Source organism: Orenia metallireducens (assembly GCF_003001995.1).
Lineage (GTDB): Bacteria > Bacillota > Halanaerobiia > Halobacteroidales > Halobacteroidaceae > Orenia > Orenia metallireducens_B.
Map to the genome: position 1 here is coordinate 76033 of NZ_PVNB01000011.1, position 19534 is coordinate 95566.

21 protein-coding genes are annotated in these 19534 nt (G+C 34.8%); all 21 read left to right on the forward strand.

The features are described 5' to 3' along the window. Positions 1 to 245 precede the first annotated feature (245 nt). Positions 246 to 1556 carry an electron transport complex subunit RsxC gene (rsxC, locus tag BX659_RS09285; RefSeq protein WP_097018265.1) on the forward strand — a complete coding sequence of 437 codons (1311 nt, stop codon included), beginning with the start codon at positions 246 to 248 and terminating at the stop codon, positions 1554 to 1556. A 14-nt stretch (positions 1557 to 1570) separates the two neighbouring features. Beyond that, the gene (locus tag BX659_RS09290; RefSeq protein WP_097018266.1) at positions 1571 to 2494 is read left to right on the forward strand and encodes an RnfABCDGE type electron transport complex subunit D; all 924 of its coding nucleotides are present in this window, start codon (positions 1571 to 1573) and stop codon (positions 2492 to 2494) included. Then, a complete protein-coding gene (locus BX659_RS09295; protein WP_097018267.1) occupies positions 2487 to 3032 on the forward strand; it encodes an RnfABCDGE type electron transport complex subunit G in 546 nt (181 codons plus the stop codon). Before BX659_RS09290 ends, BX659_RS09295 begins: the two co-directional genes overlap by 8 nt. Position 3033: 1 nt before the next feature. Continuing rightward, entirely contained in the window at positions 3034 to 3696 is a 663-nt protein-coding gene (gene rsxE / locus BX659_RS09300) for an electron transport complex subunit RsxE (RefSeq protein WP_097018268.1), read from the forward strand. A 59-nt stretch (positions 3697 to 3755) separates the two neighbouring features. Next, the gene (gene rsxA / locus BX659_RS09305; protein ID WP_097018269.1) at positions 3756 to 4349 is read left to right on the forward strand and encodes an electron transport complex subunit RsxA; all 594 of its coding nucleotides are present in this window, start codon (positions 3756 to 3758) and stop codon (positions 4347 to 4349) included. A 17-nt stretch (positions 4350 to 4366) separates the two neighbouring features. Continuing rightward, positions 4367 to 5374 carry an RnfABCDGE type electron transport complex subunit B gene (locus BX659_RS09310; RefSeq protein WP_097018270.1) on the forward strand — a complete coding sequence of 336 codons (1008 nt, stop codon included), beginning with the start codon at positions 4367 to 4369 and terminating at the stop codon, positions 5372 to 5374. A 438-nt stretch (positions 5375 to 5812) separates the two neighbouring features. Beyond that, positions 5813 to 6844, forward strand: coding sequence for an anaerobic sulfite reductase subunit AsrA (gene asrA / locus BX659_RS09315; RefSeq protein ID WP_097018271.1), 1032 nt, complete (start codon positions 5813 to 5815; stop codon positions 6842 to 6844). Then, positions 6845 to 7636 carry an anaerobic sulfite reductase subunit AsrB gene (asrB, locus tag BX659_RS09320; RefSeq protein ID WP_097018272.1) on the forward strand — a complete coding sequence of 264 codons (792 nt, stop codon included), beginning with the start codon at positions 6845 to 6847 and terminating at the stop codon, positions 7634 to 7636. An 18-nt stretch (positions 7637 to 7654) separates the two neighbouring features. Then, entirely contained in the window at positions 7655 to 8665 is a 1011-nt protein-coding gene (gene asrC, locus BX659_RS09325; protein WP_097018273.1) for a sulfite reductase subunit C, read from the forward strand. Between the two features lie 330 nt (positions 8666 to 8995). Then, entirely contained in the window at positions 8996 to 9571 is a 576-nt protein-coding gene (locus tag BX659_RS09330; protein WP_097018274.1) for a hypothetical protein, read from the forward strand. Positions 9572 to 9786: 215 nt separating this feature from the next. Next, positions 9787 to 10317, forward strand: coding sequence for a Gx transporter family protein (locus BX659_RS09335; RefSeq protein ID WP_097018275.1), 531 nt, complete (start codon positions 9787 to 9789; stop codon positions 10315 to 10317). A 49-nt stretch (positions 10318 to 10366) separates the two neighbouring features. Beyond that, positions 10367 to 10939, forward strand: a complete 573-nt coding sequence (locus BX659_RS09340; RefSeq protein WP_097018276.1) for a Maf family protein — start codon at positions 10367 to 10369, stop codon at positions 10937 to 10939. Next, positions 10936 to 11625, forward strand: coding sequence for a RadC family protein (gene radC, locus BX659_RS09345; RefSeq protein WP_308870887.1), 690 nt, complete (start codon positions 10936 to 10938; stop codon positions 11623 to 11625). The genes BX659_RS09340 and radC overlap by 4 nt, the downstream gene beginning before the upstream one ends. Before the next feature lie 27 nt (positions 11626 to 11652). Beyond that, positions 11653 to 12714, forward strand: a complete 1062-nt coding sequence (locus BX659_RS09350; RefSeq protein ID WP_097018277.1) for a rod shape-determining protein — start codon at positions 11653 to 11655, stop codon at positions 12712 to 12714. A 174-nt stretch (positions 12715 to 12888) separates the two neighbouring features. After that, positions 12889 to 13773 (forward strand): rod shape-determining protein MreC, encoded by an 885-nt coding sequence (gene mreC, locus BX659_RS09355; RefSeq protein WP_097018278.1) that lies wholly within the window; start codon positions 12889 to 12891, stop codon positions 13771 to 13773. Next, the gene (gene mreD, locus BX659_RS09360) at positions 13770 to 14273 is read left to right on the forward strand and encodes a rod shape-determining protein MreD (RefSeq protein WP_253250746.1); all 504 of its coding nucleotides are present in this window, start codon (positions 13770 to 13772) and stop codon (positions 14271 to 14273) included. Before mreC ends, mreD begins: the two co-directional genes overlap by 4 nt. Further along, the gene (mrdA, locus tag BX659_RS09365; RefSeq protein WP_097018279.1) at positions 14266 to 16110 is read left to right on the forward strand and encodes a penicillin-binding protein 2; all 1845 of its coding nucleotides are present in this window, start codon (positions 14266 to 14268) and stop codon (positions 16108 to 16110) included. The genes mreD and mrdA overlap by 8 nt, the downstream gene beginning before the upstream one ends. A gap of 90 nt (positions 16111 to 16200) precedes the next feature. Further along, positions 16201 to 16812 carry a septum site-determining protein MinC gene (gene minC, locus BX659_RS09370; RefSeq protein WP_097018280.1) on the forward strand — a complete coding sequence of 204 codons (612 nt, stop codon included), beginning with the start codon at positions 16201 to 16203 and terminating at the stop codon, positions 16810 to 16812. Between the two features lie 13 nt (positions 16813 to 16825). After that, entirely contained in the window at positions 16826 to 17617 is a 792-nt protein-coding gene (gene minD, locus BX659_RS09375; protein ID WP_097018281.1) for a septum site-determining protein MinD, read from the forward strand. Between the two features lie 174 nt (positions 17618 to 17791). Next, entirely contained in the window at positions 17792 to 18061 is a 270-nt protein-coding gene (gene minE, locus BX659_RS09380; protein WP_097018282.1) for a cell division topological specificity factor MinE, read from the forward strand. A 212-nt stretch (positions 18062 to 18273) separates the two neighbouring features. After that, the gene (rodA, locus tag BX659_RS09385) at positions 18274 to 19407 is read left to right on the forward strand and encodes a rod shape-determining protein RodA (protein WP_097018283.1); all 1134 of its coding nucleotides are present in this window, start codon (positions 18274 to 18276) and stop codon (positions 19405 to 19407) included. The last annotated feature ends 127 nt before the right edge of the window (positions 19408 to 19534 follow it).

Here is a 19534-nt window from a genome sequence, read left to right on the forward strand (position 1 = left end):
CAATAAATGAATCAGAAAAAATGATATAAAAGCTAAGTTTAATGGTATTGTATTTCATAACATTTCATAATTACTATTAAATTATATCTAGGGTGATTTGCAAAAAGATATGGTTTATTTTGGTAATATGCTATGAAATTAATTGATTTGTATACATATATTAAGCTTAGCTTAATTTGTTCTTTCTATTATTGAATCTTCTTAAGCTACTAATCTAAAAGTACTATGAAAAAGGGGTGAAAAGGTTGAAGGCTAGAACTTTTGAACAGGGGATTCATCCAAGGTACAATAAAGAGTTGACAGCAGGCAAAGCTTTTAAGCTTGCTAGTCAACCTGAAGAAGTTATTATTCCTCTTCAACAGCATATTGGGGCACCTGCTAAGCCTCTAGTTAAGAAAGGGGATATAGTTAACTTAGGTCAGAAGATTGGGCAAGCAACAGGCTTTGTCTCTGCTGATATACATGCAAGTGTATCAGGAGAGGTTTTGGCTGTAGAGAAAGTTAATGGTTCTTTATCAGTTAAAATCAAAAATGATTTTGAAGATAGGCAGGATGAATCGATTAAAGCTAAAGGTGATTTAAAGGATTTATCTGCTGAAGAATTAAAGGATATTGTTAAAGAAGCAGGGATTGTTGGAATGGGAGGAGCTACATTCCCAACTCATGTCAAGGTATCTATTCCAGAGGGCAAGAATGTTGATAAGGTTATCTTAAATGGTGCTGAGTGTGAACCTTATCTGACTGTTGATCACCGCACTATGGTGGAGCAAGCAGAGAAGGTTATTTATGGGTTGCAGGCTTTGATGAAGATGGTGGATGCTAAGGAGGGTTATATTGGGGTTGAGGTCAATAAACCAGATGCAATAAAAAGCATGCAGCAGGCTATCAAAGCTGAAGATAAGATTAGTGTTGTTCCCTTGGAGGTTAAGTATCCTCAAGGTGGAGAGAAGCAATTAATTAAGGCCATATTAGACCAAGAAGTACCCTCAGGAGGTTTACCCCTTGATGTGGGAGTAGTTGTCAATAATATAGGTACAGCAGTAGCAATTACTGATGCCATTCAGGTAGGTATGCCCTTGGTTGAAAGAACAGTTACAGTTACAGGGGCAGTCAAAAATCCACAGAATTTAATCTTTAGAATTGGAACACCATTAAGTCAATTAATTGAGGAGTCAGGTGGATTTATAGGAACTCCAGGTAAGGTAATTTTAGGAGGTCCCATGATGGGGCAGGCGCAAAGCAATTTAGATCTTCCTGCTACCAAAGGTACTTCAGGAATTCTGGTTTTAAGTAAGGATGAATTGGGAGCTTACCCTGAAGCAGGGCCCTGTATTAGGTGTGCTCGTTGTGTAGATGCCTGTCCGGCGAAGTTGCTACCAACAGCACTAGTTAATCTGACTAAGGCTGATATGAACTTGAAGTTGCAGGATTATCATGTTCTTGATTGTATTGAATGTGGATCTTGTACCTATGTCTGTCCAGCTAATATTGAGATTTTGCAGTGGGTCAAATTAGGAAAAGAGAATCTACAAGCTGAATTAAGAAAAAGCGAATGATTGGAGGCTTAGTAATGAGTAATAGAACACAACTAACGGTTTCGCCAGGGCCTCATGTTAGAAGTAAAGAGAGTACTTCTAATATTATGTTCAATGTGGTGTTGGCTTTATTACCGACTACTTTAACAGCAATATACTATTTTGGTAGTTCTGCTTTGATGTTAATTATAGCATGTTCCATTACAGCAGTTGCTACAGAGGCTTTATTTCAAAAATTAAGGGGAATACCAGTAACTATCGGTGATTTTAGTGCTTTAGTCACAGGGCTATTATTGGCTTTGACCTTACCACCAGAGCTACCAATCTGGATGGCAATAGTAGGAAGTATCATAGCGATTGCACTTGGAAAACAGGTCTTTGGAGGATTGGGATATAACTTCTTTAATCCTGCTTTGGTAGGAAGAGCCTTCTTATTGGCAAGCTTTCCAGTAGCAATGACCACTTGGAAGTTGATTGATGTAACCTCTAGTGCGACACCTTTGGGTGCAGATAATCCTACCGCTATTGCACTTAAGGATTTGTTTTTAGGTAGAGTTGGGGGTTCTTTAGGTGAGACCTCAGCTGTAGCTATTATTTTAGGAGGGCTATATCTTCTTTATAAAGGTTATATTGATTGGAGAGTTCCAGCAGGATATTTAGGAACAGTAGCAGTATTAACTACTTTTGTTGGTAAAGGTGGACCTATTTTTCATCTTTTAGCAGGGGGACTTATGTTAGGAGCCTTCTTTATGGCTACAGATATGGTAACAACTCCTGTGACCAAGAAGGGAAGATGGATCTTTGGTATTGGCTGTGGAATTTTATTAGTAATTATCAGAGTTTATGGTGGACTTCCTGAAGGGGTATTATACTCTATACTATTAATGAATATGTTTGTACCAATTATTGATAAGTATACTTTACCAAGGGCTTTTGGCGAGGTGAAGATAAATGGGTAAAGAGAAGATAGATATCAAGCTAATAGTTGTATTGACTTCGATTATGATTATTTCGGCTCTAGTATTGAGCTTGGTCTACCAAGCAACGACTCCATTGATTAATGAACATGCTGCCCAAGCTAAAAAAGAGGCTATTTTGGATGTTCTACCAGGAGCAGTTAAGTATGAAAAGCTAGAGAAAGGCGGATTAGAATTATATCAAGGCTTAGATGAAGCAGGAAGCCCTGTAGGAATAGCCTTTCAGCATGAGGGTAATGGATTTCAAGGTACTATTATTTTGATGATTGGAATGGATGTTGAGAATCAAAAATTATTGAAAGTGAAGATTCTAGACCAGTTAGATACACCAGGTTTAGGAGCTAGAATGGCTGAGGAAGAGTTTAAGGGTCAGTTTCAGGGTAAATCTTTCTCCGATAATTTTGTAGCTAAAGAGGATGTAGATGCTATTGCAGGAGCTACAATCTCTTCTCAAGCAGTAAGTAATATCTTAAAGGATGCTATTGCTACAGTAGAACAGGCTTATAGTGGGGGTGAGTAATATGTTAACCTTATGGAAAGATTTTGTGAAAGGGTTGTGGAAAGAGAATCCTGTTTTTGTAATGTTGTTGGGGATGTGTCCAACTTTAGCAGTAACCAATACTGCAACTAATGGATTGGCGATGGGTTTAGCAACTAGTTTTGTATTATTGGGTTCTGGAATTGTAAATTCACTGGTAAAGAGATTAATTCCTGATGAAGTTAGAATTCCTAGCTTTATTGTTATTATTGCTACCTTTGTAACGATAGTTGATTATTCGGCTAAGGCCTATGTACCGGCAATTGCTGAATCACTTAAGTTATTTATTCCATTGATTGTAGTAAACTGTTTGATTTTAGGACGTTCTGAGTCCTTTGCTTCTAAGCAACCTGTGCACCGTACCATTGCTGATGCCTTGGGGATGGGAGTTGGCTTTACTTGGGCTTTGACCTTCTTGGGAATTATTCGTGAGGTAATCGGTTTTGGGACTGTATTTAGAGGAACATCTCTTGCAATACAGGTAATGGGAGAGTGGTTCCAACCATGGCTGATTATGGTCTTGCCAGCAGGAGCCTTCTTGACTTTGGGTACAGTTTTAGGTGTAATGAATTACTTCAAAAATAGAGCAGCTAGTGTGAAGGTAGATCTGCAAGATTCTACTGGAGAGAGCTGCCACACTGTATAAATCTGCTACTAGCTATCAGCGAGTGGCTAGTAGCTAAAATATTTAAAGGAGGTTAAGAGATGGGCGATTTAGGAGAATTATTTGGTAGTTTAGTAATGATCTTTATGACAGCGGCAATAACTAATAACTTTATCCTATCTCAATTTTTAGGGATTTGTCCTTTCTTAGGAGTTTCTAAAGAGGTACCAACGGCTTTTAGCATGGGGTTAGCAACTACTTTTGTAATGACAACTTCCGCTGTCTGTGTCTGGGCTGTTAATAGTCTTATCTTGGTTCCTTTAGGATTAGGATATTTGAAATATGTGGCGTTTATCTTAGTGATTGCATCTTTTGTACAGTTGACTGAGATGGTAATTAAGAAGGTAAGTCCACCATTATATAAAGCATTGGGTATCTTCTTACCTTTGATTACGACTAACTGTGCTATCTTAGGATTGGCATTGATGATTCCGATGAATAATTATAACTTTATTGAAAGTACAATCTTTGGATTAGGTGCAGGGGCTGGTTTTACTTTAGCGATTGTTTTAATGGCTGGAATGAGAGAGAGATTAGAATTTGCTGATGTACCAGCAGCGTTAAAGGGAGCACCGATTACTTTATTAATTGCTGGACTGATGGCTATGGCGTTTATGGGCTTCTCAGGATTGTAGAATTGGAGGTGGAGTAGATGGATTTTGAGATATTTAAAAATGCGATTCCGAGTATGGGGTTATTAGGTGCATTATTTGCTGGAGGACTGGCTTATTCTTCAGTTAAATTTAAAGTAGAAGAAGATCCACGTAAAGGAGAGATAGAGAAGGTGCTACCAGGTGCTAACTGTGGTGCCTGTGGTTATCCAGGCTGTGCTAGCTTTGCTGAGGCTGTAGTAAAAGAGGAGACTGTCTGTGATGGTTGTCCTGTTGGTGGTCCAGATATAGCTGAGCAGGTGGCAACTATTATGGGCGTTGATGCAGGTGCATCTTCCAAAGAAAGACAGATTGCTCAACTTCTCTGCCAAGGTGGTAAGGCAGAAACCTTCAATCAAGCAGATTATCAGGGGATACCTAAATGTAGAGCAGCTAATAGAGTAGCTAATTCTAAATCCTGTGAATATGGCTGTTTAGGCTTTGGAGATTGTGTTAGTGTCTGTGCTTTTGGTGCAATGTATATGGATGATAATGGCCTTCCAGTAATCGATACCGATAAATGTACTGGATGTGGGAAGTGTGTTAGTGAATGTCCAAGAAGTATTATTGCTTTAATGAGCAATACAGAACATATAGTAGTTAGATGTAAGAGTGTTTTAAAGGGAAAAGAGGTTAAACAGGCTTGTGAGAAAGGCTGTATTGGTTGTACCTTATGTGCTAAGAAGTGCCCTGTTGATGCAATAGAGATGGTAAATAACTTACCAGTAGTTGACGCAGAGACTTGTGTGGGCTGTGGAGCCTGTGTTCAGGCTTGTCCAACAGATGCTATCTTAGAGACACCTTATGAGACGATTAAGATTGAAAAGCCAAAGGAAGAGGTTCTTGTAATCACTGAGGACTGTGTAGGCTGTACTTTATGTGCTCAAAAATGCCCTGTTGATGCTATTGCAGGGGATCCTGGTAATAAGCATGAATTAGATACTAAGGCCTGTATTAACTGTGGACAGTGTGTTAAGGTCTGTCCAAAGGATGCAATTGAATATCAATAATTTGATTGAAAAAGAAGGTGCTGTTGCACCTTCTTTTTTTATTAGCAGAAGAAATAGAGGAATGGAAGGATATTACGACACTTCGTGTCTTAGTTGACAGTTGACAGTGTATAGTTGATAGTGAAAAGATTAAAAGCTTTATGTTTTAAGGTTTTGAACTTAACTATCAACTCTCAACTACACACTATACACTGAAGTTGAAAGTGTCTCAATATATCCATATTAACTCAAATCCCTCAAACTATAAATAACTAATAGATTATATAAATAGAAATATATATAAGTGATTACTTATACATAGCATAATTAGAGAATATTTTACATTGAGATGATAGGGTAGTAGAATAAAAATAGGAAAGAAATAATTTGTTTTGTATTAATTTACAGATGAAAGCAGTATTATTTCTAGGTTAGGTAGCTAATTTTAGGAGGGATGATATGAGTTATGCTGTGAGCATTGAAAAGATGGATAAAGTTTTAAAAGAATTAAAGAAGAAGTATAGAGTATATGCTCCAATTCGTTTTGAAAAACGTGGGCGTTATTCAGACACTGATTTGATTAGGTATGCTGAGATTGATTCAGTTAAAGATGTAGTTTATAATGAGAAGTCAGATTTTTCACCTAAGGAAGTGATTCACCCTATTACTCAAACCTTATTTCATTTTACTGAATATGAGTATAGAGAGAGTCAGATAGATGATAAGGAGATATTAATATTTGCCCATCCTTGTGATATCAATGGAATTAAAAGGCTTGATACTATCTTTTTAGAGAATGGTAATAATGAAGATGTATATTACAAAAGATTACGTGATAAGGTGAAATTTGTCCTAATGGAATGTCAAGAAGATTGGGATACCTGTTTTTGTATTTCAATGGGTTCTAATCAGACTGATGACTATAGTTTGGCTATTAAATTTGGTGAAGATCAGCTATCAGTAGAGGTAAAGGATAATGAATTTGAAGGATTCTTTGCTAGTGAAGAAGAGATAGATTTTACCTATAAGTTTGTTACAGCTAATCAGGAAGAGGTCAATCTTCCTAAAATCGATGATAAAGAGATGCTAAAAAAGGTTTATGATCTTAAGATGTGGGAGGATTATAATGCAAGATGTAAGGATTGTGGAGCTTGTACTTCTGCTTGTGTAACTTGTAGTTGCTTTACTACCTCTGATGTTATTTATAGTGAAAATGGTAGGGTAGGAGAGAGAAGAAGAGTTTGGGCTAGTTGTCAGCATGAAGATTTTACAGAGATGGCTGGTGGTCATAGCTTTAGAAATACTCCTGCAGATAGAATGAGATTTAGAACTCTTCACAAAGTTTATGACTATAAAGAGCGTTTTGGAGAAGAGCATATGTGTGTTGGTTGTGGTCGTTGTACTGACAGATGTAATCAACTAATCTCTTTTTCAAAAACTATTAATAAGTTAACTGAAGAGGTAAATAGACTACAAAAGGAGGTAAACTAGATGAGTGAGAATATATCACTTCCTAAACCATATAAGATTACAGATATTATTAAAGAAACAGAGATTGAGTATACTTTTAGGGTTGAAGCTGATTTAGAAGTAGAACATGGACAGTTCTTCCAAATTTCATTACCCAAAGTTGGAGAGGCACCAATCTCTATAAGTGGTATAGGGGATAATTGGCTTGAATTTACAATTAGAAAGGTTGGAAAGGTTACTAATGAGGTTTTTGAGCTAGAAGTTGGAGAGAACTTATTTATGCGTGGACCTTATGGTAGTTCATTCCCGATTAATGAGTACAAAGATAAAGATTTAGTAGTGATAGCTGGTGGGACAGGAGTATCTCCAGTTAGAAGTACTTTAAAATATTTCTATGAAAATTCAGATAGTATAAAATCTTTATATTTAATCGCTGGTTTTAAAGATGAAGATAGTATTTTATTTGAAGAGGATTTAGAGAAGTTTAAGAGTGAATTCAATACAATTTATACTTTAGATAAAGAGAAGATAGATGGATTTGAGGTTGGTTTTGTAACTGATCATATAGCTAAGGTACCTTTTGATAGTTTTGAGAATTATAATGTAATAATAGTAGGACCTCCTGTAATGATGGATGCTGCTGCTAAAGAGGTGTTAAAGAATGGAGTGGTAGAAGAGAAGATTTGGGTCTCCTTTGAAAGAAAGATGTCTTGTGCTATCGGTAAATGTGGTCACTGTAAGATAGATGAAACTTATGTCTGTTTGGAAGGGCCTGTATTTAATTACACTAAGGCTAAGGATTTATTAGATTAATTAAGGAGGTATGATTTTATGAATCATGATATTAATATAGGAAAACTACAGAGAAATTGTTTTCGTCAATCTAAAGTACCTGGTGAATTTATGCTTCAGATGCGAGTTCCTGGTGCTGTAATAGATGCAAAACATCTATCCTTGGTACAGCATGTAGCTGAAACTTGGGGGAATGGAAAGTTTCATATTGGAACAAGACAGACCTTCTCTTTACCAGGAATTAAGTATGAGAATATAGATGCTGTTAATGAATATATTAAGTCATATATTGAGGCGATCGAAGTAGAATTATGTGATGTAGAGATGGATGATACTGATAAGGGTTATCCAACTATAGGTGCACGTAATACTACAGCTTGTATAGGAAATCAGCATTGTATTAAGGGAAATTTTGATACAACTTCTTTGGCTAGAAAGCTGGAAAAGCTTATCTTTCCAAGTAACTATCATATTAAAATGAGTGTAGCAGGTTGTCCTAATGATTGTTCCAAAGCTCATTTTACTGATTTTGGGATTATTGGTATTGCCAAGATGGAATATGATTATGGTCGTTGTATTGGGTGTGGGAAGTGTATAGATGCTTGTCAGGGTCATGCAACAAGAGTTTTATCGAAATCACAGGGTAAAATTATTAAGGATACATGTTGTTGTGCTGGTTGTGGTGAATGTGCTACTGTATGCCCAACAGGTGCTTGGACAAGAAATGCTACAAAATTTTATAGAGTGATTATCGGAGGAAGAGCTGGTAAACAGTACCCTCGTATGGGGAAAATGTTCTTAAACTGGGTTACTGAAGATGTTATTATGGGGATTATCGGTAACTGGCAGGACTTCTCTGCTGAAATCTTAGAGCATAAACCAATTTATCTTCATGGTGGTCATTTGATTGATCGGGCTGGATATGATAGATTTAAGGAAATGATACTAGAAGGGGTAGAATTGAATCCTGAGTCTGAAGTGGCTGAAAGAATTTATTGGGCAGAAACTGAATATAGAGCTAATATACATGTTAAACCTGTAAATAAATAATTTAGGTTTTTATTAATCAGGGATGAGAATTAAAATTCTCATCCCTGATTTTATTATTTGAACTTTAACTTCTCATAATTAATAAAATTTAATTTGAGATTGATAGTAAAGTTGGTCTAGCCAATTTTTCTTTTAGACTAAAAATATTAACACACTATTTAGGCTACTTAATAAACTATACTATAGTTATCTATTTGATCAATTGAGATTGATACTAAAGAAAGATATTGCGATACTTCGTGTCAGTTTATAGTTAAAGTGTATCTATCTAAAAAATTGATATTTTTCTAAGCTATAAATTCAGATAACTATAGAAGGGAGATGGAGTAGATGTACTTATTATCTTTATTAATTTTAGTAATAGCTGTTAGCTTAGATAGTGTTTTATATGGGATGATTTATGAGAGGTGTAGTGTAAAAGTTAAGAATATATCTTTACTATTATTTTCTTTATCGGGATGGGTAACTTTAATCATTTTCGGAATAATCGGGAAGTTATTAGTTATCTTATTACCGATAATTTTGGCTAAGGTTATTGCAATTACATTTTTATTGATTTTTTCACTAGTTATTCTCAAAGATATAATTACTTATAATAAGGGAACATTAAAGATTACCTCAGTAAAAGAAGAGTATTATATTTTAGATGATAATCCAAAGTATGATAATTTTTTAAAATCAATATACTATCCTATAGTATCGGAAAATTTAAGAGATATGAAAGTTTTAGAAGGATTAACCTTAGGAGTAATTATAAATTTAGATGGAGGGGTTGTGATGTTAGCTTTAGGTATTATAAAAGGTAGAATTATTTTCTTGTCTTTAATCTTTATTTTAGCAGGTCTAATTTCTTATAAATTGGGGAATATATTAGTAAAGAAAGATTTTATTAACAAGCTTAAATGATCTATAAATATAGAAATGGTAAGTAGGTCTGTTTATCTTATAGTAGGTTTACTTTAAAAATCATAACAATCAGCAATTAATCATGTTATAATAAATATATAATGTTTTTATTATAAATTTTATGGAGTTATATCTGTTTTTAATTAGTATTTATTGAGTTAACTAGTTTATAAAAGCTAGGATTTTGTTATAATATTGAAAGAAGGTTTTAATTTATGAATTCTACTAGAGATAAATTAATATTATCATTATTAGTGGCAGGGGCAATTGTACTACATATACTAGAGTTTATGCTGCCTACCACTCTATTTTTTCCTGGAGCAAAGTTGGGATTGGCTAATATTATTACTTTATTTGTATTAGTGAATTATGGATTTTTAAGTGGCTTACAGGTATTATTAATGAGGATAATTATCTCTTCATTAATAATAGGTACTTTTTTGACAACAAGCTTCTTTTTAAGCTTGACAGGGGGGCTCTTTAGCTTTCTGATTATGAGTGCTTTTTATTATTATAGCTCTAAGTTCAGTTTGATTGGTATTAGTGTCTGGGGGGCTGCTTCCCATAATTTAGGACAAGTAATTATGGCCTATCTTCTTATGTCAAACTGGAGGATAATATTTTATTTACCCTATCTTTTAATCTTATCTTTACCAACAGGTGTATTTATAGGGATAATTGTATTAAAATTAGAGAAATATTTAAAATTTGATTTAATAAATAAGCAGGAATTTGACAAAAATTAACGAATTAAATACCGAAGGCTATCTAAGCCTGTAGTATGGAGGAATCTATATGAAAAAGATTATATTGGCTTCTGGTTCACCGCGCAGAAAGTCCTTGTTAGAACAGTTAGGTCTTAAATTTAAGGTTGTAGTAAGCGATGTGGATGAATCTAAAGTCAAGGAAGTGGATCCTAAAGAATTGGTAAAAAGACTATCTTATTTGAAGGCAACTGCTGTTGCCAAAGTTGAAGAAGGAGTTATAATTGCAGCAGATACAATAGTGTGTTTAAATAATAAAATTTTAGAAAAGCCTAAGGATGATAAGGAGGCTTTTGAGATGCTATCTGATTTAAGTGGAAGAACCCATCAAGTTTTGACAGGTATTACAGTAATTAAGGGTGAAGAAGCTCTAACAGATTATGAAAAGACCGATGTAATCTTTAGAGATTTGGATAAAAGGGAGATTAGAGAGTATATCTCTACAGGGGCTTGCTTAGATAAGGCTGGAGCTTATGGTATTCAGGATCAAGGTGCTGTCTTTGTAAAAAAGGTAGATGGTTGTTTTTATAATGTAGTTGGTTTATCCTTAGTTAAGCTTGTGGAGATGTTAAGACTACTTGATATAGAGGTAGCTTTAAATTGAGTATTAATAATTATCTAACGATCAAGGATATGCCTACTGAAGAGCGACCAAGGGAGAAGATGGTAAAATACGGCTCTGAAACCTTATCGACTGCCGAGCTATTGGCTTTGATATTAAGGACAGGCTCTCAAAAGAACACTGCCCTGGATTTGGCTAATAAGCTGTTGACCACTTGTGAAGGGATAAATTGTTTGGTAGAGTATAGTATAGAGGAGCTACAAGAGATTAAAGGAATTGGACTAGCTAAAGCCACTCAATTAAAGGCAGTAGCAGAGCTTGCTAAAAGATTAAATATTGCAAGAAGAGATTTAACTAAGATTAATTCGCCAGGTGAAGTAGCTGAAATCTTAATTCCTAAGATAGGCTATGCTCATCAAGAGAAGTTTATAGTTGTTCTACTTGATATTAAGAATCAGATTATAGGGATTAGTGAAATTTCTAAAGGTAGTTTAAATAGCTCGATAGTTCATCCTAGAGAGGTCTTTCGCTATGCTATTAAAAAGAGTGGTGCTTCAATGATCTTAGCCCATAATCATCCTAGTGGGGACTTAACACCTAGTTTAGAGGACGTAGATGTCACTAAAAGGCTTTTTAAAGTGGGAAAGTTGGTAGGAATTGATGTTTTAGACCATTTAATTATTGGTAAAGGTAAATATAATAGTTTGAAGTCTAAAAATTTATTTTAAACAGTTATTCTGAAAGGGGATATAGTTATGGTAATGAATATTTTCACTGCTCCATTCTCGAGAGATATGGGGATAGATTTAGGAACTGCTAATACTTTGGTTTATATTAGAGGAAAAGGGGTATTAATTCGTGAGCCATCTGTAGTTGCTATTCAGAAGAATACTTCTAAAGAGGAGGTATTGGCTGTTGGTGATGAGGCTAAGAAGATGATTGGACGTACTCCTGGTAATATCGTAGCAATTAGACCGATGAAGGATGGTGTTATTGCTGATTTTGAAGTTACTGAGAAGATGTTAAGATATTTTATTACTAAGGCCCATAAACGTAAACGTCTGGTCAGACCAAGAATTATCGTTTGTGTTCCTTCTGGTGTTACTGAGGTAGAAAAACGTGCAGTTATCGATGCTTCCTTACATGCTGGTGCTCGAGAGGCTTATTTGATTGAAGAGCCGATGGCTGCAGCAATTGGAGCAGGTCTCCCTGTTCATGAAGCTACAGGTAATATGGTTGTAGATATTGGAGGAGGAACTACAGAGGTAGCAGTAATCTCTTTAGGTGGGATTGTAACTAAAGATTCTATCAGAGTTGGTGGAGATGAGCTTGATGATGCAATTGTACATTATATCAAGAATACATACAACTTGATGATTGGAGAGAGAACTGCTGAACAGATCAAGATTTCTGTAGGTTCTGCTTATATCGGCTCTAATTCAGAACTTAGTTTAGATGATACTATGGACATTAGAGGTAGAGATTTAGTCAACGGTCTGCCTAAGACAGTGACCATAACTGCTGAAGAGATTCAACAGGCTTTAAGAGAGCCAGTTAATGATATCATTAGAGCAGTTAAGAGTACTTTAGAAAATACTCCACCAGAATTATCGGCTGATATTATGGATAGGGGAATTGTGATGGCTGGTGGAGGTTCATTATTAGCAGGTCTAGACCAACTTATCTCTCAGGAGACTGGAATGCCAGTCTATTTAGCAGATGATCCTTTAGATTGTGTTGTCTATGGTACTGGTAAAGTATTAGAAGAGATAAACAACCTCAAAAATGTATTGATTAGTCCCAAAAGATTATCCTAGATTATTATAGTAAGCTATTATTATGAAGTACAGACTCTACAGCCATCAAACTTTAGATAGAGGTTAGGTGGCTAGGGTTTGTTGTTATAGGTTGCATAACTTGTAATATCGTAATTGTAATAGGTTGATTTTAAAGAGTTACAAAAATAGTAATCTGAGATTAAGGTGATAGCTGTGTTAGAATTTTTAAAGGAACATCGGAAGAAGATATTGATTATTATATTTGTTATAGTTTTGATCAGATTTATTAATCTTGTAGGAAGGGATAGAGATTATAATAGATTTGAAGGTTTAATTATCGACTTATTGAAACCGGGATTTGTTGTGGTCAATAGTATCGAAGAGTTTTCTAAAGGGACTTTTAGAGTAATCTTAGATTACAAGAGTGTAAAAGAAGAGAATGAGAAGCTAAAGGATAAGGTAGAAAATTTAAATTATAATTTAAAGCAGATTGAGAAGATAATGCTAGAGAATCATAGATTAAGAGAATTATTAAATTTTAAAGAGTTTGCACCATATAAAGTAGTAGGTGGAAGTGTTATTGGACATAGTTCTGAGAATTGGTCTAATGTTTTGGTCATAGATAGGGGAAGCAAGGCTGGTATTAGACGCAAAATGCCTGTAGTTGCTAAAAATGGATATTTGCTAGGGATTACCCAGCAAGTTACTGCACATACAGCACAGATTTTATTGATTAATGATGGTAACTTTGTAGCAGGAGGCCTTGTTCAGAGAAAAGATTCCCGTGATTTAGGGGTGATTAAGGGGCAGACTCAAGAGAGTAGGCTTTTGATGAACAATCTAGCTTGGGATGCTGATATTAGAGTGGGTGATACAATTGTTACATCAGGTTCACAGTATTATCCTAAAGGTTTACCGATAGGAAAGGTTATATCAGTGAGTCCTGATAATTATGGTCTAACCCAAGCAGCATTAATAGCCCCCTTTATAGATGTTAGAAGAGTAGAAGAGGTGTTGGTTATTACTGATTTTAGTACTAAAGTCGATTTGCTTGAACCTTTAAATTCTGATCATCAACTCGAAGGAGAAAGAGAATGATGGTTTATTTATTATATGGTTTTTTAATATTGCTGGCTTTGATTTTACAAACTACTATAATTCCTTATAGCCTTTTTTATAATATCATACCTGATTTACTTTTAATTATAATCACTCTCTTAGCTATCTATCGTGGAAAGACTGTAGGAGGAGTTTTAGGTTTTATTACAGGTCTTTTACAGGACTGGTTTTCTGGTGGACTTTTTGGAATTAATGCTATCAGTAAAACCATTGTAGGGTATTTATTTGGATTTCTTAAGGATCATATCTATCCCAAAAATATCATGGTGCCTCCTGTTGGAGTAGCTATTGCTACTATTATTAATCAGTTATTAGTAGTCTCTTTTACAGATTATCTTCTAACAGGGCTTTCTATTGAGGCTGTATTTAAATCTGTGATCATTCCTTTGGTGATTTATAATTCTATATTATCTATAGTCATTAATATAGTGATCTATAAAATTGACAATTATTTGGCTAGGAGGAAATTTATTGATTGATAATAATGAGAAAAGACTAATTCCCTTTATGTTGATATTAGTGGCTATCTTTCTCTTATTAATTGCTAGACTTTATTATCTGCAGATCTATCAAGGTCAGAGATTTAAAGAACTTTCAGAAGGAAATAGAACTTCTCTTAGGTCGATTAGTGCTCCTAGAGGAAGAATCTATGATAAAAATGGAAAAGTATTGGTCTCCAATAAGTTGGCCTATACCTTATCTATTATTCCAGAAGATGTTGAAGATTTAGATGGGATTTTAGAAAAGCTAAATCAGATTATGGGTTTAGATATAGCATTAGCCCATGAGAAGATTGAGAAAGCAGCAAAGGGAAAGACCGTTAGATTGAAGAGAAATATAAGCCATGAAGAGTTGGTTTTATTAGAAGAGAATAAAAGTGAGTTACCTGGAGTTATTTTAGAAGAGACTCCAATGAGGGAATATGTTTATGATAAACTGGCTAGCCATGTTTTAGGATATGTAGGGGAAATTTCAGCCAGTGAATTAGAGAATCTCTCAGAAAAGGGTTATAATGTTGGAGATATAATTGGTAAAACAGGTTTAGAATTATATTATGAGAAGTATCTGCGTGGAAAAGAAGGAAGAGAACTGGTAGAGGTTAATAATGTAAGAGAAAAGATAAGGACTCTTGGGATAGAAGAACCTATTGCAGGCTATGATTTAGTTTTGAATATAGATGCTCAATTACAAGAGAATGTTGAAAGAATATTGGCTCAAGAACTGGACTTATTGACTGAGCAAGCCAAGGAGGATGAGGATATTATTGAACCTCCTAGAGGGGGAGCAGTAATAGTGACAAACCCCTATGATGGTAGTATTTTGGCTATGGCAAGCTTACCTGATTACAATCCCAATCTATTTGTAGGGGGAATCTCTCAAAAGGATTGGACAAGGCTAAGTACCGATCCTAAAAAGCCTCTATTAAATAGAGCTATTAGTACCAGTGCTCCTTCAGGATCAATCTTTAAGATAGTAACTGGAGTGGCTGGTATGGAGGAGTTGGGTGTAAAGGCAGATACAGAATTTTATGATCCAGGTTATTATAAGACTGGTGGGGTTACTTTCCGCAACTGGTCTGATGTAGGTAGAGGTAAGCTTGATTTTTTAGAAGCTATTGCTTGGTCTAATAACCCGGTCTTCTTTCAATTAGGACATCAATTATATAAGAAAGATAGGACTGTTTTACAAGAATATGCTCGCAAGTTTGGTTTAGGAGAAAAAACTGAAGTTGATTTGAATAATGAAGCTACTGGGTTAGTACCTGATCCTGAATGGAGAAGGAGTTATTTTAAGAATAATGAGGATAAGATTTGGTATCCTGGCTATAGTATTAACTTATCTATTGGACAAGGTAACTTAAGAACTTCTCCTATTCAATTGGTGAATCTTGTTAGTGCTGTAGCTAATGGTGGGAAGTTATATCAACCTTTATTAGTTGATAAGATAGTTGATAGAGATGGTAAGTTGATTAAGGATTTAGAGCCTAAGTTATTAAATGAGTTATCTCTTTCCAAAGATACTTTAGATACTATTCAAAAGGGGATAAAAGCAGTTACTACTTATGGTACAGCAAGAAGGACTTTTGAAGATCTGCCTATAACTATAGCTGGAAAGACTGGAACTGCTCAAACTGGAAAGGGTAGACCCAATCATGGATGGTTTGCTGGATATGCACCTGCTGATAATCCAGAGATAGCAATTGTTGTTTTCATTGAGTATGGAACCTCAAGTGGTAATACATTACCTATAGCAAAAGAGATTATAAAGGATTATTTTGATTTAGACTTAATCTCTGAAGATGAAGGCTCTGATTAAGAGATATAAAATCAATGGATTATATTATGAATATAAGATTAATAGTTACTATTATATTTTGGATTCATTGAGTATCTAGGAGGAAGTAAGATGTTGAATAGAGGAGTGACTTTTAAGGGTGATTTAGAAGGGCTTATTATAATTTTAAATGATGAATTAGAATTTAATTATATTAAAGAAGAGTTAAGGAGTAAGTTTATTCAAGCAGGTGATTTTTTCGATGATGATCTGATGGTTAGAATTAAACTGGGTAGGAGAGGCTTAACTTCTAAACAAAAGAGTGAATTATTAGAGATATTCAGAGAACAAGAGGGTATTTCGGTAATTGAGTTTATCAATAATGATAATAGATTTGTAGACTCTAAGGAAGAAGGAGATACATTACTGGTTAAACGTACAATCCGTTCAGGACAGACTGTAAGATTTGAGGGGAATATTGTAATTTTAGGGGATGTAAATCCTGGAGCCGAGATTGTAGCAGCAGGTGATATAGTGGTTATGGGTCATTTTAGGGGTATTGCCCATGCGGGGGCTAAAGGCGATACATCAGCTACTATATCAGCTTTTAGACTAGAGCCTACTCAGCTTAGGATTGCTAATTATATTACTCGTGCTCCTGATATTCCTCCTAATTCTCCTAACACTCCAGAGATTGCTTCGTTGAAAGGTAAGCAGATTATTATTGATTATTTGAGAAAGTAAAGGGGGTATTTTGATGGCTGGAAAGGCTTATGTTATTACTTCTGGAAAAGGTGGTGTTGGAAAGACTACAACAACTGCCAATCTAGGAACTGGTTTGGCCAAATTAGGAAAGAGAGTTGTACTGATAGACGCTGATATAGGGTTGCGTAATTTAGATGTAGTTTTGGGCTTGGAGAATAGAATTGTCTATGATATTGTTGATGTGGTAGAGGGAAACTGTAGATTAGAACAGGCCTTAATTAAGGATAAGAGATATAGTAGTTTATGTCTGTTGCCTGCGGCTCAAACTAGAGATAAGACTTCTGTTAATCCTGAACAGATGGTTGAATTAACTGACCAATTAAGGGAAGAATTTGATTATATTATCATCGATTGCCCTGCAGGCATTGAGCAAGGATTTAAAAATGCTATAGCAGGGGCTGATGAAGCGGTAGTAGTAACTACTCCAGAGGTTTCAGCAGTTAGGGATGCCGATAGAATTATTGGTATGTTAGAAGCAGAAGGCGTTCATGATCCACAGTTGATTATCAATCGTGTACGAATAGATATGATAAATCGTGGAGATATGATGGATATTGAGGATATGATTGAAATTTTGGCTATAAAATTATTAGGAATTGTACCGGAAGATGAGAAGATTGTTGTTTCTACAAATAAAGGTGAGCCAGTAGTCTTATTAGAGAATACTCGTTCAGGTGAAGCTTTTTGGAATATCACTCGCAGAATTGAAGGGGAAGAGGTTCCCTTGATTGATTTGGAAGAAGGACTATTAAATAAGATAAAGCGGTTGGTGGGATTAAGATAATAAGTATTAAGATTATATAAGATCTGAATTTTTGTTGAAGCTCTTAGCTCAATAAAAGCCCTAAAAAAAAACCTTATTGATGAAGAAAAGTTTACATGATAGCTATTTATAACAGCTATTTAACTCTAAGTCTTTTTGAATGATGAAAATAGGGTTATGGGAGGGAAGAGAAGCTTGTTGGATATAATGAAAGGAATTTTTAATAATAAGGAAGATGTTTCTAGTAAAGATGTTGCTAAGGAGAGGTTGAGGTTAGTGTTAGTGCATGATAGAATAGGGGTGTCTCCAGAGATAATTGAAGAAATGAAGGAAGAGATGATTGAAGTAATCTCTAAATATTTAGATATAGATAATGACAGAATAGATATGGATTTAGAGCGACAAGATAATTCGGTAGCTTTGATTGCTAATATACCAGTTAGAAGATTAAAGAAGAAGAGGTAGAGTTCTACATTCTATCTCATATATTGGAGTTATTTTAACTTTTATTCTATAAACTTTATTCAGCCTTTAACTATTTGAGAATAGATTTGAAGATTAAGACCAGGTTAACCTGGTCTTAATTTTTGGTGGACTAATATTATTTAATATTATATAATTTATTAGTGAAAAGAGATAATAATTTAAGATTATATTAAGATTTCGTAAGGGAGGGGATTATAATTAAGAAGCTAATTAAGAATATCGACTATTTAATACCAATAATTACTCTGTTATTAATCTTAACAGGACTAGTTATTATTGGGAGTGCTACTAATATTACTGATAATCCCCTATTGCAAAATATCTTTTTAAAGAAACAGATTATAGCTGCTTTAGCTGGAATTACTCTGGTTACTATCAGTCTATTTTTTGACTATAGGATTTTGAGGGATTACGTCAATATTATCTATATTTTAAATATCTTAGTTTTAATTATAGTCTTATTTTTAGGAAGCACTATTAAAGGTGGACAAGGGTGGATTAAATTGGGGCCCGTCAATTTTCAGCCAGCGGAAACTGCTAAATTGGCTGTGATTATTGCTTTAGCTGATGTTTTATCTAAAGGTAGATATAATGTTTATCATATCTTAGGCCTAACAGTTCCAGCAATATATATGGCTATCCCCTTTGCATTGGTTCTATTACAGAATGACTTGGGTTCAGCTTTAGTATTAATAGCTATTTTTGTTGGAATGATCTATGTAGCTGGAGCTAATGCTAAGTTTCTAGTAGGGACTTTTTTAACGGGAGTAGGTACAGTGGTTGCTTGGATAACAGTCCATATTTATTGGGGGGTACCGATCCCTTTGAAATCATATCAGTTAAAGAGGTTATTGGTTTTAGTCAATCCACAATTAGAACCTTTGGGGGCAGGATATAATGTTATTCAATCTAAAATTGCTATAGGCTCTGGAGGTCTTTTAGGAAAAGGACTTTTTGGAGGCACTCAAAATCAGCTTAATTTTCTACCTGAGCGGCATACTGATTTTATATTTTCAGTTTTAGGTGAGGAATTTGGTTTTATTGGTGCTATATTAGTTCTATTATTATATCTGCTACTCTTATGGAGGGGTATAAAGGTAGCGATGGAAGCTAAGGATGAGTTTGGACAGTTATTGGTCGTTGGTATCTTATCGATGTTCACCTTCCATATTTTGGAGAATGTGGGTATGACTATTGGGATAATGCCTGTTACAGGAATTCCCCTTCCATTTCTTAGTTATGGGGGTAGCTCTTTGCTGACAAATTTAATAGCAATCGCTATTATTATGAATGTTAATATTAGAAGAAAGAAGATGCTCTTTTAGTGACTAGTGATAAGTAATGAGTGATAAGCGATTTATTACTTGTTACTCGTCACTTGTTACTGTATTTAACAGACATAATAGATTATTGCCACTAATATTTATATTAATGAAAGAAGGTGGCAATAGG

Bases quoted from the DNA above. Each gene is read 5' to 3' on its own strand.
- BX659_RS09290 (WP_097018266.1), top strand. From the start codon at position 1,571: ATGAGTAATAGAACACAACTAACGGTTTCGCCAGGGCCTCATGTTAGA.
- BX659_RS09295 (WP_097018267.1), top strand. From the start codon at position 2,487: ATGGGTAAAGAGAAGATAGATATCAAGCTAATAGTTGTATTGACTTCG.
- rsxE (WP_097018268.1), top strand. From the start codon at position 3,034: ATGTTAACCTTATGGAAAGATTTTGTGAAAGGGTTGTGGAAAGAGAAT.
- rsxA (WP_097018269.1), top strand. From the start codon at position 3,756: ATGGGCGATTTAGGAGAATTATTTGGTAGTTTAGTAATGATCTTTATG.
- BX659_RS09310 (WP_097018270.1), top strand. From the start codon at position 4,367: ATGGATTTTGAGATATTTAAAAATGCGATTCCGAGTATGGGGTTATTA.
- asrA (WP_097018271.1), top strand. From the start codon at position 5,813: ATGAGTTATGCTGTGAGCATTGAAAAGATGGATAAAGTTTTAAAAGAA.
- asrB (WP_097018272.1), top strand. From the start codon at position 6,845: ATGAGTGAGAATATATCACTTCCTAAACCATATAAGATTACAGATATT.
- asrC (WP_097018273.1), top strand. From the start codon at position 7,655: ATGAATCATGATATTAATATAGGAAAACTACAGAGAAATTGTTTTCGT.
- BX659_RS09330 (WP_097018274.1), top strand. From the start codon at position 8,996: ATGTACTTATTATCTTTATTAATTTTAGTAATAGCTGTTAGCTTAGAT.
- BX659_RS09335 (WP_097018275.1), top strand. From the start codon at position 9,787: ATGAATTCTACTAGAGATAAATTAATATTATCATTATTAGTGGCAGGG.
- BX659_RS09340 (WP_097018276.1), top strand. From the start codon at position 10,367: ATGAAAAAGATTATATTGGCTTCTGGTTCACCGCGCAGAAAGTCCTTG.
- BX659_RS09350 (WP_097018277.1), top strand. From the start codon at position 11,653: ATGGTAATGAATATTTTCACTGCTCCATTCTCGAGAGATATGGGGATA.
- mreD (WP_253250746.1), top strand. From the start codon at position 13,770: ATGATGGTTTATTTATTATATGGTTTTTTAATATTGCTGGCTTTGATT.
- minC (WP_097018280.1), top strand. From the start codon at position 16,201: ATGTTGAATAGAGGAGTGACTTTTAAGGGTGATTTAGAAGGGCTTATT.
- minD (WP_097018281.1), top strand. From the start codon at position 16,826: ATGGCTGGAAAGGCTTATGTTATTACTTCTGGAAAAGGTGGTGTTGGA.